Origin of the sequence: Shewanella hanedai (assembly GCF_007197645.1) — a bacterium.
In the GTDB taxonomy this organism is placed as follows: Bacteria; Pseudomonadota; Gammaproteobacteria; order Enterobacterales; family Shewanellaceae; genus Shewanella; species Shewanella hanedai.
Genome location: NZ_VKGK01000006.1, coordinates 1 through 16,720, shown reverse-complemented (window position 1 = coordinate 16,720; position 16,720 = coordinate 1). Strand labels below are relative to the sequence as shown.

The following is a 16,720-nucleotide window of genomic DNA, read 5'->3' as shown; positions in this document are numbered from 1 at the left end:
ACTATATCGCTCGGTCTTCCAATTGTCGGCTTATTTTCATTATTAAGTGGATACCACACCCCTCCTCGCTTAACAGCGTTATTTCACCACCGAGTTCATCCTCAACGAGCGTTTTACAGATAGACATACCCAAGCCGGAACCACCATTACCCGCCTTAGTTGTATAGAACTTGGTAAACGCTTTGCTTTGCTGCTCCTTTGTCATACCTATGCCAGTGTCACGATAATGTAAGATAAGACTCTCTTCATCAACTGCGGCACTGATGGTGATTTTCCCTTCCTGTTTATCAGTAAAAGCATGCATCAGAGAGTTATTGATTAAATTAATGATGATCTGAGATAAAGCACCGAGGTAGCTAATAATACTGATATTATTATCGATATTGAGATTGACTTTATGGGGCGTTTTCTTAAGTTTGGGTTTTACAGTCAACAGAATATCATTCACATATTCAAGGAGGTTAAACTCAATTATCTGCTGGCGACATTGATCAACTGCAATATGTTTAAACCCATTCAATAGGCTGGTCGCACGAGTCGCATTACTACCGCAAAGGCGTAATGATTCATCAAGTTGATCTAGATATTTTATTAATGTCTCTTCATCTAGTGTTTGCTCAGTAAACTCACTGCGAAGACTGGCGACTTCATTAAGCATAAAATCGACGGATAGACGCATATTCCCAAGTGGGGAAGCAACTTCATGGGTGATCTCAGACACCATGCTACCCAACTTAGCCATCTTCTCATTCTCTTCCAATAACTGATTTTCAAGTTTAGCTTGCTGAATCTGAGAAACTTGATTTTTCACCCGGGCAATCACAACATCTTGTTGAATAGGTTTAGTAATATAATCCACTGCACCAACAGAAAAACCTTTGCTTAATTCCTCTGGCTTGGCTTTCCCTGTGACAAAAATAACAGGAATATGACTTGTATTAATGTCATCTTTTAACACAACACACGTCTGGTAACCATCTAATCCAGGCATGATGATATCAAGCAAAATCAGATCAATAGCGAGTTCATCACCTTTATCCGCAAGGAACTTAATCGCTTCCTCACCACTCATAGCGGTAAACACTTTATAATCTTGCTGCTCAAAAATGTAACTAAGTAACTGTATATTTACTCGATTGTCATCAACAATAAGTATAGAGAAATTTGTTCCATCTAGATTCATCATGTCCTCCCGCTAAAAAGAACCCTAGAGATCACAACTACCAACAAGGCGCACAGTTGTAGTCAGTTTAATATAGAGTAGTTAAAAACTGGCAGAAAGCATCATTATGGTGTTTAGTCGCATAACTCGGTTACTCACTTTTATACGTAGCTTATCTATTAAGGGTACATCATCTGAATATGCCTCTGGGATAGCTGACAAGAATAATAGGCTCCCTGAAGCTCAATAGTTTCTAAACGAAAAAAGGCTACTCTTTCGAGTAGCCTTTCATCTTGAATGTGGCACAGGGATAGCTGACTTAAACAATAGGAACCCTAGGGTTCAACAGCTTTGAAATGAAAAAGCCCCTAGCATTTCTGCTAAGGGCCTCATTTGAATGTGGCGGAGGGATAGGGATTTGAACCCTAGATGGGCTATAAACCCATGCCGGTTTTCAAGACCGGTGCATTCGACCACTCTGCCATCCCTCCGAACGCCGCGAATAATATAGCGACCCGCTTTCTATGTAAAGCACTAATTCTATGCTTTTCCATAAAAAGCGGTTAACTGATTGAATCAGCGCCAAGCTGGCGATGATTCAATCATTACTTTTGGTTCAATTCCTCTTGCTCAAGTGCAATTCGTGCAGGATCTGGTGTGATAAAGTTAGCTTTAACATCAGACCAAGAATCATTCGCTCTTAACTTGTACCCAATAAAAACTAAAATGGCACAGACTAAAATGCCCCAACCGATAGCAACTTCGCCAGATGCAGCCCACAAAGCGACCAAGCTTGATGCGCCAAAAGCGATACTCATCTGTAAGAAGTTCTGTAAACCTGCAGCTTTAGCCGCATTTTTTGTAAACTCCTGTAAAGCACAGTTCACCACTATTGGATAGATAGCTCCATTTGCAGCAGCTAGGATTGAGAAAGCTGCTAATAAAGGCAGAATACTTTCCGCTTTAAAGACCAGTGAACTCAACACAATCGACAGAACACACAAACCAAAGCACGCAAGCATGATAGTTAGGGTTTTCTCGCCACCCACTTTACGGATCAAAATCTTACTTGCATAACCACCGACAATAAACATGATGGTCTGTGGAATAAAGCTTAAGCCTATCTCTTTTGCCGCAAATCCGTGCTGTTCCATCACGATTGGCCATACAGTTAAGTACGCAAAGAATGCACCAGAACAGGCACCAAATATAATCACGTTACCTAAATACTTGGTATTTTGTAGTATTCCCCAATATGAAATAGGTGCTGATACTTCAACATCTTCATGATGAACTGTCTCTTTAGGCACAAATGCTAAGGTTAATAGCATCAAAAATGCAGCTAAAACGGTGAGTAATAAAAAGATACTCTGCCAACCACTGATATCAAGAATAAATGCACCCAGTAATGGGGCTAATGCCGGTGACAAGGCGACCAAAGGCATAATGTTAGAGAAGACATTTTGTGCTTTCTCAGAGTCATACTTTTCAATCACAATAGCTTGCCAAATCACGCCTGCACTACATGCGCCTAATGCTTGGAAAAAGCGAGCAATGTTAAACGAAAGTACAGTATCACTTGATGCCAACGAGAAACTCGCGATAGCAAAAATGATCAGACCAATTAACAGCGAGTTACGCTTGCCTATACGTTGAACTAACGGGCCGTACAACAATTGACCTATCGCTAAGCCTGCTAAAAAACAGGTTAATGAGCTGGCAACTTGTGCTGGTGTCGCTTGCATTGTGTCTTCAATCGCTTTAAAAGCGGGAAGGTACATATCCGTTGCGATAAAACCTAACATACTCAGCAGCGCGAGGTAGCCGAGGAAGAAGAAATATTTAGTATTGCTGACTGAATTCATAATGACTTCGATATCTAATAAAATGGAATTTAACTGATGTCGCGAAGTCTAAAGACTTGCTATATCCTTGTGAAGCGTTTATTTTTGATGTGTGTCATCAAAAAATCTCACAGCAAGGAGCTACTGGTATGCTTTCTGAACAATCATTACAACTTATCGATATGGTCGCACGGGTTGGGAGTTTCACTGCTGCTGCTAATAAACTTCACAAGGTGCCATCGGCTGTTAGTTATGCTGTAAAACAGATCGAAGAGGAACTTGGCGCCACATTATTTGAACGCCACCACCGCAGTGTGAGTTTAACACCAGCTGGAGAGCATTTTGTTAAACATGCCAGAGTGCTGTTAACCAATATCGCTTTAATGAAAGATGATACAAAACGAGTTGCTAATGGTTGGCAACCTACTTTGTCCATCGCGTTAGACAATATTGTTAGAGCAGACAAAATAAGCGTCCTTATTGCCGACTTTTATCGCCAATTTACCAATGTGGAATTAATCATACGAATTGAAGTTTTTAATGGCGTATGGGAATCCATTGCTAATGGCCGAAGTGATATCGCTATTGGTGCCACAACGGCGATTCCGGTTGGTGGCGATTATTTCTTCAGAGATATGGGCGAAATAGAGTGGGCGTTTGTGGTGAGTAAGAAACATGCACTTGCAGAGATAAACAGGCCGTTAACTGATGATGAAATGCGCCAATACCCCTCTATTTGTTTAGAAGATACCTCCCGAGAGATCCCCAAACGGATGACCTGGTTACTGGAAAATCAACGTCGTTTAGTGGTGCCTGATTGGATCAGGGCCATTAACTGTTTCAGAGAAGGGCTTGGCATAGGATATATACCGATGCATTTCGCTGAATCTTTTATCCGTTCTGGTGCCTTGATAGCGAAAGAGTTAGAAAGACCAAAAGCCCCAAGCCCCTGTTGTCTTGCTTGGAACGGAGCAAACATGTCTCCGGCCATGTCATGGGTGCTTGAATACCTTGGCGACAGTGACAAACTCCATAATGACTGGTTTCATTAATTTTTGTGCATCATAATGCCACTGGCTACCCTCTCCTTGATAAAGTGAGTATTATAACCCTACAAGGGCTAAATTTAAGCTTCAGTTAATATTGGGGGTAAATAGACATAAAATATGACATAAATTACCCGCTTGTGACTTTCGCCCTCTCATAAGCTACTGTATGATTCAATAGCTTAACCTTATACGTTTACGGCAGTTAAGCTGAAAAACGATTTGCGGAACTCTTTGGAGTAAAGTGAATCGAAGTAATATGATTAGAACATCTGCTATAAAGGGACACTGGAGAACGATATGACACAACAAACAATGTATTCAACCGGCACTTCAACGCTGGAAGTGAATAAGCTTCTTAAAAATACGTACATGCTACTTTCTATGACATTAGCTTTCTCTGCCGTTTGTGCAGGTTTAGCAATGGCATTACAAATTGGTCCTTTTCTCTCTATTGGTATGTCTTTAGGTAGCTTAGTGGTCCTGTTTGTGACATTAAGAAAAGCTGAGAGCGCTGCGGGTCTTTTCTGGGTATTTGCATTTACCGGTATGCAAGGTGCGTCTTTAGGTTACATTCTTAACCATTATGCAGGTATGGCAAATGGTCCCCAGCTGATTATGCAGGCGCTTGGATTAACCTCAGTAATATTTGTCGCTTTATCAGGTTATGCTGTCACAACTAAGAAAGATTTCTCTTTCATGAGAGGCTTTCTTATTGCTGGTTTAGTCATCATGGTTGTGGGCTTACTTGTAAACATGTTCTTGGGTAATGGAATGATGTTTATGGCGCTTAATGCGGGTATCGCACTGTTAATGACAGGCTTTATCTTGTATGACACAAGCCGTATTGTGAATGGTGGTGAAACCAACTACATTCGCGCGACTATCTCTTTATACTTAGATTTCCTAAACCTATTTATGGCGCTGTTGCACCTAATGGGTATTGGCGGCGGTGACGATTAATCGTAGCTCCTAAATGACTAGCCGCGATACTGATTGATCAAAGTTTAAATAACAATTTTTTCAAATCGTGGTTTTCAGTTAGAATAGCTCCTTAGTCGGGGCTATTTTTTTGCCTTTTTATCAACCTGAGTGACTGTACCTATTCATGAGTAACTTCATCATCCAAGTTAATGGCGCAGCTAATACTGGCTCAGCCAGTTATACAGCCTATCGATTTACCAAGGCGTCGTTAGAGCAAGGACATCAGATCTCGCTCGTGTTCTTCTATCAAGATGGAGTACTCAATACCAGTTCATTCAATAGTCCTGCATCTGATGAATTTGATTTGACCAAGGCCTGGATTGAACTGAATCATCAATATCAGATTAAACTCGTCAATTGTGTTTCAGCTTCATTAAGGCGCGGCGTCATATCTAAAATGGAAGCAGATGAGTGCCAAGCAAAACATTGGAACATGCAATCGCCTTTTGAAATGGGTGGGCTTGGCGAGTTGGTAACAGGTATTGAAAGAGCAGATAGATTAGTGAGTTTTTAACTCATTTACGCCTAGAATCCGTTAAGTGACATTAGTTCTGTAAAGTATGAAGAAGCTATAAATGAAAAAATTAACCATTATTTTTCGCCGCGCTCCTCACGGTACTCCCCATGGAAGAGAAGCATTAGATCTTGCCTTATTAAGTGCAAGTTTTGAGCAAGAGGTATCGTTAATCTTTGTTGATGAAGGAGTACTTAATCTCGTCAAAATGCAGCATCCTGAACTTGTTGGGGCAAAAGATTTTATAGCGACCTTTGGCGCACTCCCCCTTTATGATGTCGATACGGTATTAGCCTGTAAAACATCGTTACTTGAATATGGGTTAGATAAAGCAGAGCTGACCATGAAACTTACTCAAGTCAGTCCAGCAGAGATCACACAACATTTAGCAGATGCTGATGAGGTTTTAGTATTCTAATGATTTTACATCACATACAAACATCTCCAGCCCAAGATAACGCATTAGCCACTTGCCTTCGTTATATCGATAAGCAAGACACCGTGTTACTTTCAGGCAATGCCGTTAATGCCCTTTTGCTGAACACATGGCAACATGAATTAGCGCAAAGGCGAATATTCATACTAGAGGAAGACGTTAAGGCTAGAGGTCTTACCGAAAGGCTTAGTCAATTTAACTTCATAAACTACGAGCAATTTGTTCAAGAAACATTACATCATGACAAGGTGATCAGCTGGTGACATACACAGAAAACAGTTTTGAATATAATCAAATTCAGATCCAGACAGATCATCAAGGTTACCTAAAGAATGTAACCGATTGGAACACTGATATTGCCGAGATTATTGCACAAAAAGAGCAAATAGCATTGAGCCCTGCTCACTGGGAGGTCATCAACTTCGTGCGCGACTTCTATCTTGAATTTAAAACAAGTCCAGCGATAAGAGTGTTAGTAAAGGCCATAGGAATCAAGCTTGGTGCCGATAAGGGTAACTCTAAATACCTTTATACGCTATTCCCTATTGGGCCAGCTAAACAAGCAACTAAAATAGCTGGCCTGCCAAAACCAGCTAAATGCTTATAGTTCGATCAGCTAATACTTATGCATATATAAAAAGACCTAGCAACTGCTAGGTCTTTTTATATACAGAATGTCGCTCAATAATATAACCGATACGGAATAATGATTAGACGACCTAAAACAGTCAATGGTAAGAAATCGTGAAGTAATAAGACAATCTGATGCAGCGCCACGATGACGAGACAAAGTAGTACCTGACAATCTTTCCGCCTCTTACAAACAGCCAATAAAAACCTCAACTATTTTAGTAGCTAAGGCTTTATGTCTATCACATGACTTTCATCAATATTATTGTGCTTCACCAAATGTAGTGAATATTTTGGACGTATAAATGATTATTACTATCTCATTACATTCGTAAAGATAAGTATTGCAGCTTCACCAAATGTAGCAAACATAATCACGCCAAATAAACAGATGACACCTACATAGGTAAGCCACTGAAAATAGCGCCTACCAGCATCCATATTATGAATCCCTAAATTTATTATTCTAAATAATCGACGACGTTAAATTTTATTAATCATTTAATTTATTAATCGTCGATTTAATTAAGCATATCTCTTTTGGCTAGAAATTGATATTAACCAATTATCTCTAAGCCACCCATGTAAGGGCGAAGTACTTCAGGTACAGTGATAGTGCCATCTTCATTTTGATAGTTTTCCAACACTGCTACCAAAGTACGACCGACAGCAAGACCAGAACCGTTGAGTGTGTGCAGTAAAGCGGGCTTCTTTGCATCACTGGCTTTATATCGAGCTTGCATACGACGAGCTTGGAAATCTTGCATGTTACTGCATGAAGAGATTTCTCTGTATGTATTCTGTGCTGGTAACCACACTTCGATATCAAATGTTTTGCTTGAACCAAAGCCCATATCACCAGTACACAGGATAACGGTGCGGTATGGAAGACCTAGTTTTTCTAACACTTTCTCAGCATGACCCGTTAACTGATCTAATGCCGCCATTGAATCTTCAGGCTTAACAAGTTGAACCAGTTCAACTTTATCAAACTGGTGTTGACGAATAAGGCCGCGAGTATCACGACCATACGAACCTGCTTCACTTCTGAAACAAGGTGTGTGAGCCGTTAACTTAACAGGTAAATCAGCTTCATCAATAATGGTATCACGCGCAATGTTAGTCAGTGGCACTTCAGCTGTTGGGATCAAGCTAAGGCCTTGTCCCTCTTCTGTCGCAGGCTTAGTGTGGAAAAGATCTTCACCAAATTTTGGTAACTGACCAGTCCCCATTAAGCTATCTTCGTTGACCAATAGCGGCACATAGGTTTCTGTGTAACCATGTTCAGTGGTATGCAGATCAAGCATGAATTGTGCTAATGCTCTGTGCATGCGCGCAACTTGACCTTTCATGATGATGAATCGAGAACCCGTTATCTTTACCGCAGATTTAAAATCTAATCCGCCCAAGTTTTCGCCAAGTTCAACATGATCTTTTGCTTCAAACGTAAACTCTTTGATTGTTCCCCAACGACGAACTTCTACGTTCTCGCTTTCATCTTTACCGATCGGTGCAGATGCATCAGGAAGATTAGGAACACTCAAAGCAATTGAGTTTAACTCTTCTAATAACTGTGCAAGTTCAATTTTTTTCGCATCAAGTTGTGAGCCAAGATCACCGACTTGAGCCATGATTGGTGCAACATCTTCACCTTTGGCTTTTGCTTGTCCTATGGATTTAGAGAATGCATTACGTGTAGCTTGTAGCTCTTCGGTCGTCATCTGCAGTGACTTACGCTTCTCCTCTAATTTACTGAGACGTTCTACGTCCAGAATAAAACCACGGGTAGCTAGGCTTTCTGCCGTCGCTTCTAATTCATTACGCAAAAATTTTGGATCTAACATGTTTTGTATTCTTAATAGTTAAATGCGAGAAAAAACCAACTGCTGTCCCAGGTAAACCATGAATATACACAGGCATAGGTTCAGAGCGATATTTAAAAATGCCTTTAACCAAGCTCCACTTTGTATCAGTAACAAGGTTTCATTGGAAAAAGTTGAAAATGTTGTGAGTGCACCTAATAAACCAACACCCACTAAGGCCTTTATTTCTGGGCTGACTTCACTTACCTGACCTAAAGCGTAAATCCCCCCCATCGCAAACGAGCCAATGATATTGACCAATAGTGTACCAAAAGGAAATGCAGAGCCAAATAGCTGAAGCATGAAAATTGAGATCAGATAGCGAAAAACTGCACCAATCGATCCCCCAAGCGCCACGAATAGAATATTATTCATACCGTTTTACCTCACTGTCGTTATCCAGTTGCGATAATTGCTCTAATTTAGATTTTATACGTTTCTCAAAACCATGTTCTGTTGGGTAGTAAAAACGATTTCCCGCCAAGCTCTCAGGGAAATAACATTCCCCACTGGCATAGGAGTTTGGTTCATCATGGGCATATCGATACCCTTCCCCGTACCCAATGTCTTTCATTAACTGAGTGGGTGCATTTCTTAAATGTTCCGGTACTGCAGCTTGACCAGTTTCGCGTGCTAAGTTACGGGCGGCTTTGAAAGCGGTATAAACAGCATTACTTTTAGGTGCGCTAGCAAGATAGACGATCGCTTGTGCGATGGCCCGCTCGCCTTCTGATGGACCAACTCGATGAAAACATTCCCACGCATTAAGCGCAACCGTCATCGCGACAGGATCGGCGTTGCCTATGTCTTCCGATGCAATGGCCAATAACCTTCGGGCGATATAAAGGGGGTCACAACCACCTTCTAGCATGCGACAAAACCAATACAGTGCTGCGTCCGGGGCTGAGCCACGGATAGACTTATGAACCGCGGAAATCAAATCGTAGAATTGATCGCCATTTTTATCGAAACCCGCTAATTGTTGCCCAGCAACTTCGATGATCATCTGCTCGGTAAAACTCCCACCGTCAGCAATCATGTCACTCATTAATTCAATTAAATTAAGTGCTTTACGTGCGTCGCCATCGCACACATTCGCTAATTTTAATGCCACAGTTTCCGAGATTGTCAATTCTCGTTTGCCTAAGCCACGTTCAACGTCAGCTAATGCCTGATTAACGATCAATACTATTTCGTCGTTAGTCAGCCTTTTAATCAGATAAACACGTGCTCTGGAAAGCAGTGCGTTATTGATCTCAAATGAAGGATTTTCAGTCGTTGCGCCGATAAAGATAACGGTTCCATCTTCAATAAAAGGCAAAAAAGCATCTTGTTGACTCTTATTGAAGCGGTGAACCTCGTCGACAAACAGTAAAGTTCGCTGTCCCCGTGATTCAGCCACATTCTTGGCATGTTCAATGGCTGTGCGGATCTCTTTCACACCCGATGTCACCGCAGAGATACGTTCAACATGCGCATTCGCGTAAGTTGCGATTAGCTCTGCTAAGGTGGTTTTTCCAGTTCCCGGTGGTCCCCAAAGCATCATTGAATGAGCTCGGCCGGCTTCTAGTGCTTTTCTTAAAGGCTTATCTTCACCTAAAAGGTGAGATTGACCTATATATTGAGACAGCTCTTGTGGCCGCATACGTGCGGCTAAGGGTCTGAAGTCTGGAGCAAAATCGAAACTGAAACTGGACACGAATGCCCCTTAATTAAGTGGGTGTAGACGTTGATCATCGATATCAACATCATCTGGCACTGTGAATTTAAACAAGGACAGCTCAGAGTCAGCAATATCAGTTTGCTCTGAAAGTGAGAATTGGCTGACATTACCTTGCTGATCCTGCAGCACCATTTCAATCAATGTCTTGTCATCGAAGCAAACTTTAACCGACTCAACCCCCGCGTCAATACTTTTAGGTTTGATGCTGAAACAGCCATTATTGCTCGTCACTGAATATTGAGACCAGGTCTCTTCATCTCTATGAACTAATAATGCGATCGGAGAAGCATTAATGGCTTGATTCAGATCCATCACAGAAACCTCTTCAGCAAAAGGGTTATAGATCCATACGTCTTTTCCGTCAGCCACGATAAGTGATTCATCAGGAGCCGTCAGGTGCCAATAAAATTGATTGGGATACGCTAAAGCGAAAATCCCACTGCCTTTCTGGATCTGCTTATTATTTATATCGGTAACCGTTTGTTCAAACTTGGCTTTAAGTGTCGCGACTTCAGTTAGTTTAGCTTTTAGCGCTGATGACTCATCCGCTAGTGCATAATGCGAAGCTAAAAGTGGCAAAGTAAGCACAAGTGCTGATAACGTCTTTCTCATCTTAATTCCTTTCATCTAATGCTTATCATAGAGAAGGAGTTAACTCCCTCCTCTACCCAGATCCCAACACACGCTAGGTATCTTATTATTTGTGGACTCGCGAACAATTAATATATCTTCGGCGGCGGTGGCGCGAGCACTTCTCGATTACCATTATGTCCTTGGGAGCTAACCACACCTTGTGATTCCATCTGCTCAATGATGCGAGCTGCACGGTTATAGCCTATTTTAAACTTACGTTGCACACTGGAGATAGAGCCACGACGTGTCTCGGTGACGAATGCAACGGCTTCATCATAAAGTGTATCGGTATCGTCCTCTGACTCACTTGCTTCCCCAGGTAATAAAATCTGCTCACCTTCAGTAGAACCTTGTAAAATTTCACTGATGTATTGTGGCTTGCCGCGTCGGTGCCAATCGGCAACGACTGCGTGTACTTCATGATCGTCAATAAAGGCACCATGTACTCGATTTGGCACTGACGTTCCAGGGGGAAGATACAACATGTCACCCATACCAAGTAACGCCTCAGCACCTTGTTGATCTAAGATGGTGCGAGAGTCTATTCGGCTTGATACTTGGAACGCCATTCGTGTTGGAATGTTCGCCTTAATTAAACCGGTGATCACATCAACTGAAGGTCGTTGAGTCGCGAGGATTAAATGTATGCCTGCTGCACGCGCCTTTTGAGCAATACGTGCAATGAGCTCCTCAACCTTTTTGCCAACAATCATCATCATATCGGCGAACTCATCAACAATAACGACGATCGATGGTAGTTTCTCTAACTCTGGCGCTTCAGGCTCCATACTGTCAGAAGACTTCCATAGAGGATCGAAAATGGGCTCACCGGCAGCTTTTGCCTCTTTTATCTTGGCGTTATAGCCTTTAAGGTTTCGAACACCTAACTTAGACATTAACTTATAACGACGTTCCATCTCTCCAACACACCAGCGAAGCGAATTTGCCGCTTCCTTCATGTCGGTAACCACTTCACACAAGAGATGTGGAATACCCTCGTATACCGAGAGCTCCAACATCTTTGGATCTATCATGATAAAACGAACATCATCGGGGCCCGATTTATACAACAGGCTGGTGATCATCACGTTTACGCCCACTGATTTACCCGAACCTGTCGTACCTGCAACCAATAGATGTGGCATTTTACCCAGATCGACAACCACAGGCTTACCCGCGATATCTTGACCTAACACCATGCTTAAATGAGATTCGCTTTGCGTAAACTCATCACTATCTAATACATCACGCATAAAGACGGTTTCACGGAACTTATTAGGCAACTCAATACCGACATAGGCTTTACCCGGGATAACTTCAACCACTCGAACACTTTCAGCCAATAATGACCGTGCTAGATCTTTAGAAAGGCTTGTAATTTTTGATGCTTTAACACCAGGTGCTAATGCAAGCTCAAATCGTGTCACAACTGGTCCAGGGAAAACGCCCATGACCTTCGCAATGATATTGAAGTCGGCGAGTTTAACCTCTACAAGCGCAGCCACTTGATCAAGCTCTTCACTACTGATGGGATTATCTTGTCTATTTGGTACGTCTAAAAGTGATATGCATGGTAGCGGTGTGATTGGTTTCTTAGACTCTTCCACACTTTGGCCTGGCAGTATGACGATCCCATCAACAATCTTAGCCTCTTCTTTACCCTTACGTTGCGAAGCCGTCACAGCCCCTGTCGATGCTTTCTTTTCAAAATCGATCTCGATACCCTGATTTGCATCAACATCATTGTGTGCAACGAACTCGACCTCATCTGATGACGCTGAGTTCTGGTCGTTGTCAGTATCATGGTTAAACTGAGGTTCTGTTCTGATCTCAACTCGTTTGTCGACTTGAGGCTCTTGATTTGACGTATCTAAGATACTAAACCTCGAAGAAGTCGGTTTCACTGGCACGTCTAATTTATCTTCATTATCAGCATCATATTGATTCTGTTGACTGCGTTTCTCTTTAAATTTATCGAATACAGACATGAAGCCGCGGGTGTCTTCTGTTTCATCAGATCTTGATTTAAATCTGCTTGGCAGCCCCTTTAGCATATTAAGGAGGTGTATCGAGTAAAAACCAGTCAAATCGACTATTGTTAACCAACTAATACCTGTTAGCAGTGTAAAGCCTGCACCTACAAAACAAAGCAAGAGTAAGGTTGTTCCTAACTTATTGAAATAAGGTAACATTGCATCACGAATGATGTCTCCGGAGACGCCACCGGCAGAAAACTCATAGATATCATTCGCATTCATACTGGCTAGTGCTGCTAAGCTAAAGACCATTAAAAGAAAACCTATTAGTCTTAGCCCAACCGAAAAATAATCAATTTCAAGCAGCTTATGTGTTCTCTTAAACAGTAGCCAGCCAGTCAATGCCATGATGATTGGGATCAGATAAGCGGTATAGCCGAAAAAATAGAATAGAACATCAGCACACCAGGCCCCAACGGCCCCGGTGAGGTTTTGAATTTCCCCGTCAAAATGAGATTGACTCCATCCAGGATCTGAAGAATGAAAACTACTGAGGGCTAGGAGTACATAAGTTGCTAACATGCAACATATAATGAGACCGCCTTCCAGAAGACGCTGCACTCCGGTTAACGTTTTAACACTGTTTGCCTTGGACAAATGAAAACCCATAAAAAGATGAAGACAGGTATATGTAAGATATCAAAATTATGGTTAATTTGCAGCGGTTAAACACACCTAAAAGTAATAAGATGAATCTAATTTAATGTGAGCGATGATTTTATCGTCATATAGCAGAATAAGAAAAGGAGCCATAGTTGGCTCCTTTTATCTGATTACATTAGAATCCTAAGATTCAGCAGTAATATTTATTGCAACTTTATTAGTTTGCTTAACCTCTTCCATCACCACGTAGGTACGTGTGTCCGAAACTGATGGCAATCTAAGTAAAGTCTCACTTAATAAACGACGGTATGCAGACATGTCTGATACGCGCGTCTTCAATAGATAGTCAAAATCGCCTGATACTAGGTGACACTCTTGAATGTCGTCTAGCAACTGTACCGCACGATTAAACTTATCGAACACTTCCGAGCTATCACGATTGAGCGTAATTTCAACGAATACAAGCAATGATGCACCCAAGAAATGGGGATTCACTAATGCTGTATAACCGTTAATATACCCCTGCTTTTCGAGTCTTTTAACTCTCTCTAAGCAAGGTGTTGGACTTAGCCCTACGCGTTTCGATAGCTCAACATTGGAAATGCGACCATCCATCTGTAGTTCATTAAGTATGTTTCGATCTATGCGATCTAAGTCTTTTATTGGACTCTTTTTATTATTAACCATATTATTAACCTTGCTTTATCACTAAAACAATATTTATCACTACGTATGTCGAAAGTTCAGCAGCATAAACTGCCGAACTGATACTATACTAGATTTCCCTGAATTAATCACGTTTAGGGGCTACAAAATAACAACTTTTCCCATATAAAATGGGTTTTTATTCAATTTGAGGCTCGAAGATGATAATTGGTGTACCTAAAGAAATCAAAAACCACGAGTATCGCGTTGGAATGGTCCCATCTAGCGTACGTGAATTAACCAACAAAGGGCATAAAGTCTTTATAGAGACAAATGCTGGCTCTGGAATAGGTTTTACAGATCAAGATTATACTGACGTTGGCGCATCAATTTTAGCAACGGCGGCAGAGGTTTTTGCTTCCTCAGAAATGATTGTTAAGGTAAAAGAACCACAAGCAGTTGAACGTGCGATGTTACGTGAAGATCAACTGTTATTTACCTATCTTCACCTTGCGCCAGATCGTCCTCAAACTGAAGACTTAATCAAAAGTGGATCAGTTTGTATCGCATACGAAACAGTCACCGATGACCGTGGTACATTACCACTTTTAGCGCCAATGTCAGAAGTGGCTGGCCGCATGTCAATTCAAGCCGGTGCAATGGCACTCGAGAAGTCGATGGGTGGCCGCGGAATGCTACTTGGTGGCGTGCCAGGTGTTGAACCAGCTAAAGTCGTCATCATCGGTGGTGGCATGGTTGGAACAAACGCAGCACAAATGGCTGTAGGCCTAGGTGCTGATGTCGTTATTCTAGATCGCAGCATCGATGCGCTTCGTCGTTTGAACGCACAGTTCGACAACAAGGTTAAGGCTATCTACTCAACAGCTGATGCCATCGAGAAGCATGTGCTTGAAGCTGACCTTGTTATTGGCGGCGTACTGGTTCCTGGTGCCGCGGCGCCTAAGTTAGTCACTAAAGACCATATTAAACGTATGAAGCCGGGTTCAGCTATCGTTGATGTTGCCATCGATCAAGGTGGTTGTATTGAAACATCACACGCTACAACCCACCAAGACCCTACCTATATCGTAGATGACGTTGTTCACTATTGTGTTGCAAACATGCCTGGCGCTGTTGCACGCACCTCAACGTTTGCACTTAACAACGCAACTCTACCTTATATCATTAAACTTGCAGATCTTGGCTACCGAGCTGCGCTGTTGAAAGATAAGCACTTACTTAACGGTCTAAACGTCATGCACGGTAAAATCACATGCCGTGAAGTGGCTGAAGCACTCGACTTAGAGTTTGTTGACCCTAAAATTCTACTTGGCTAACGTGTTTTAGTTAAGTCAAAATCAAAGGGAGCCTAAGGCTCCCTTTTTCGATTAGAACAATCTAAAAGAATACGTAGAGAAATCTTTACCCGCTGGCGTAAATTCCCTACAATTCCTGCAATTCGCTAAAGGTACGGAGATAATAATGAGTCAAGCTAGACACTGTGAACTATTAATTTTGGGTTCAGGCCCTGCAGGCTATACAGCAGCCGTATATGCTGCTCGCGCTAACTTAAAACCTGTTTTGATCACAGGCATTCAACAAGGTGGCCAACTGACTACCACAACAGAAGTTGAAAACTGGCCAGGAGATGCTGAAGATCTGACAGGTCCTGCACTAATGGAACGCATGCAAAAACATGCAGAGAAATTCGATACTGAGATTATTTTTGACCACATAAATAAAGTCGACCTACAGACACGCCCTTTTAAATTACAAGGCGACAATGGCGAGTTTACTTGTGATGCACTCATTATCTCTACGGGTGCTTCGGCTATGTACCTTGGTCTTGACTCAGAAGAAGAGTTTAAAGGCAAAGGCGTTTCTGCTTGTGCAACATGTGATGGTTTTTTCTACCGCAATCAAAAAGTAGCAGTCATTGGCGGTGGTAACACAGCTGTAGAAGAAGCACTCTATTTAAGTAATATCGCATCTGAAGTTCATCTTATTCATCGTAGAGACTCTTTCCGCAGTGAAAAAATCTTAACTAAGCGTTTGATGGATAAAGTCGCAAATGGCAACATCACCCTTCATTTAGACAATACGTTAGATGAAGTGGTTGGCGATCAAATGGGCGTCACCGGGCTTAAGATGAAGAGCACTAAAGATGGTGCAGTTAAAGATCTTGAAGTCATGGGTGTATTTGTGGCCATTGGTCACAAACCAAACACACAGATGTTTGAAGGCCAACTTGAAATGAACAATGGCTACATCAAAGTGCAAAGCGGCCTTGATGGTAATGCAACTCAAACAAGTATTGAAGGTGTATTTGCAGCGGGTGACGTAATGGATCAACATTATCGCCAAGCAATTACCTCTGCAGGTACAGGTTGTATGGCAGCACTTGATTCTGAACGTTATTTGGATGCTAAGAATAGCTAATTAATGGCTTGATCAGGTGACAATGAAAAGCAGACATAACGTCTAATGCCGGTAAGTTAAGCTTACTGGCATTTTTTATTCCTGGCGTATCTCTGAGGTCTTCGTTTAACCGTCCTAGGAAATGACCTCGTTCGTCGAGGCTCTAAAATTAGGCTTTCTGCCA

The 16,720-nt window shown here is 41.9% G+C and carries 16 protein-coding genes and 1 tRNA gene; 8 read left to right on the top strand and 9 right to left on the bottom strand.

The genetic code is table 11. The features are described 5' to 3' along the window. Nucleotide 1: 1 nt before the first annotated feature. The 3 genes from FN961_RS06670 to punC all read right to left on the bottom strand — a co-directional run bounded on the left by FN961_RS06670 (nt 2) and on the right by punC (nt 3,039). Nucleotides 2-1,186, bottom strand: coding sequence for a sensor histidine kinase (locus FN961_RS06670; protein WP_221936104.1), 1,185 nt, complete (start codon nt 1,184-1,186; stop codon nt 2-4). Nucleotides 1,187-1,562: 376 nt separating this feature from the next. Then, nucleotides 1,563-1,653, bottom strand: a tRNA-Ser gene (locus FN961_RS06665). A gap of 114 nt (nt 1,654-1,767) precedes the next feature. Further along, nucleotides 1,768-3,039 (bottom strand): purine nucleoside transporter PunC, encoded by a 1,272-nt coding sequence (punC, locus tag FN961_RS06660; RefSeq protein WP_373293367.1) that lies wholly within the window; start codon nt 3,037-3,039, stop codon nt 1,768-1,770. Nucleotides 3,040-3,155: 116 nt separating this feature from the next. Between punC and punR the strand changes: the two genes are divergently transcribed. From punR to FN961_RS06630, 6 genes are all read left to right on the top strand, one after another. Beyond that, entirely contained in the window at nt 3,156-4,058 is a 903-nt protein-coding gene (gene punR / locus FN961_RS06655; protein WP_143563782.1) for a DNA-binding transcriptional activator PunR, read from the top strand. Between the two features lie 294 nt (nt 4,059-4,352). After that, a complete protein-coding gene (locus tag FN961_RS06650) occupies nt 4,353-5,015 on the top strand; it encodes a Bax inhibitor-1/YccA family protein (RefSeq protein WP_143563781.1) in 663 nt (220 codons plus the stop codon). 145 nt (nt 5,016-5,160) lie between these two features. After that, nucleotides 5,161-5,550, top strand: coding sequence for a sulfurtransferase complex subunit TusD (tusD, locus tag FN961_RS06645; protein ID WP_143563780.1), 390 nt, complete (start codon nt 5,161-5,163; stop codon nt 5,548-5,550). 61 nt (nt 5,551-5,611) lie between these two features. After that, the gene (gene tusC, locus FN961_RS06640; protein ID WP_143563779.1) at nt 5,612-5,968 is read left to right on the top strand and encodes a sulfurtransferase complex subunit TusC; all 357 of its coding nucleotides are present in this window, start codon (nt 5,612-5,614) and stop codon (nt 5,966-5,968) included. Next, entirely contained in the window at nt 5,968-6,249 is a 282-nt protein-coding gene (gene tusB, locus FN961_RS06635) for a sulfurtransferase complex subunit TusB (RefSeq protein ID WP_143563778.1), read from the top strand. Before tusC ends, tusB begins: the two co-directional genes overlap by 1 nt. After that, nucleotides 6,246-6,593: a TusE/DsrC/DsvC family sulfur relay protein gene (locus FN961_RS06630; protein ID WP_143563777.1), complete on the top strand. Its 348-nt coding sequence runs from the start codon at nt 6,246-6,248 to the stop codon at nt 6,591-6,593. The genes tusB and FN961_RS06630 overlap by 4 nt, the downstream gene beginning before the upstream one ends. Nucleotides 6,594-7,173: 580 nt before the next feature. Here FN961_RS06630 and serS read toward each other — a convergent pair. The 6 genes from serS to lrp form a co-directional block, all read right to left on the bottom strand. Then, nucleotides 7,174-8,460, bottom strand: coding sequence for a serine--tRNA ligase (gene serS, locus FN961_RS06625; protein WP_143563776.1), 1,287 nt, complete (start codon nt 8,458-8,460; stop codon nt 7,174-7,176). 18 nt (nt 8,461-8,478) lie between these two features. After that, a complete protein-coding gene (gene crcB / locus FN961_RS06620; protein ID WP_143563775.1) occupies nt 8,479-8,853 on the bottom strand; it encodes a fluoride efflux transporter CrcB in 375 nt (124 codons plus the stop codon). Continuing rightward, entirely contained in the window at nt 8,846-10,177 is a 1,332-nt protein-coding gene (locus FN961_RS06615) for a replication-associated recombination protein A (protein WP_143563774.1), read from the bottom strand. The genes crcB and FN961_RS06615 overlap by 8 nt, the downstream gene beginning before the upstream one ends. A 9-nt stretch (nt 10,178-10,186) precedes the next feature. Beyond that, a complete protein-coding gene (gene lolA, locus FN961_RS06610; protein ID WP_143563773.1) occupies nt 10,187-10,813 on the bottom strand; it encodes an outer membrane lipoprotein periplasmic chaperone LolA in 627 nt (208 codons plus the stop codon). Nucleotides 10,814-10,920: 107 nt separating this feature from the next. Beyond that, nucleotides 10,921-13,467, bottom strand: a complete 2,547-nt coding sequence (locus tag FN961_RS06605; protein WP_143563772.1) for a DNA translocase FtsK — start codon at nt 13,465-13,467, stop codon at nt 10,921-10,923. Nucleotides 13,468-13,656: 189 nt separating this feature from the next. Next, nucleotides 13,657-14,160: a leucine-responsive transcriptional regulator Lrp gene (lrp, locus tag FN961_RS06600; protein WP_143563771.1), complete on the bottom strand. Its 504-nt coding sequence runs from the start codon at nt 14,158-14,160 to the stop codon at nt 13,657-13,659. A 179-nt stretch (nt 14,161-14,339) separates the two neighbouring features. Between lrp and ald the strand changes: the two genes are divergently transcribed. Together ald and trxB are read left to right on the top strand one after the other, a co-directional pair. Then, a complete protein-coding gene (gene ald / locus FN961_RS06595) occupies nt 14,340-15,455 on the top strand; it encodes an alanine dehydrogenase (RefSeq protein ID WP_143563770.1) in 1,116 nt (371 codons plus the stop codon). A 145-nt stretch (nt 15,456-15,600) separates the two neighbouring features. After that, on the top strand, nt 15,601-16,557 hold the full coding sequence (gene trxB / locus FN961_RS06590; RefSeq protein ID WP_143563769.1) for a thioredoxin-disulfide reductase: 957 nt from the start codon (nt 15,601-15,603) through the stop codon (nt 16,555-16,557). The last annotated feature ends 163 nt before the right edge of the window (nt 16,558-16,720 follow it).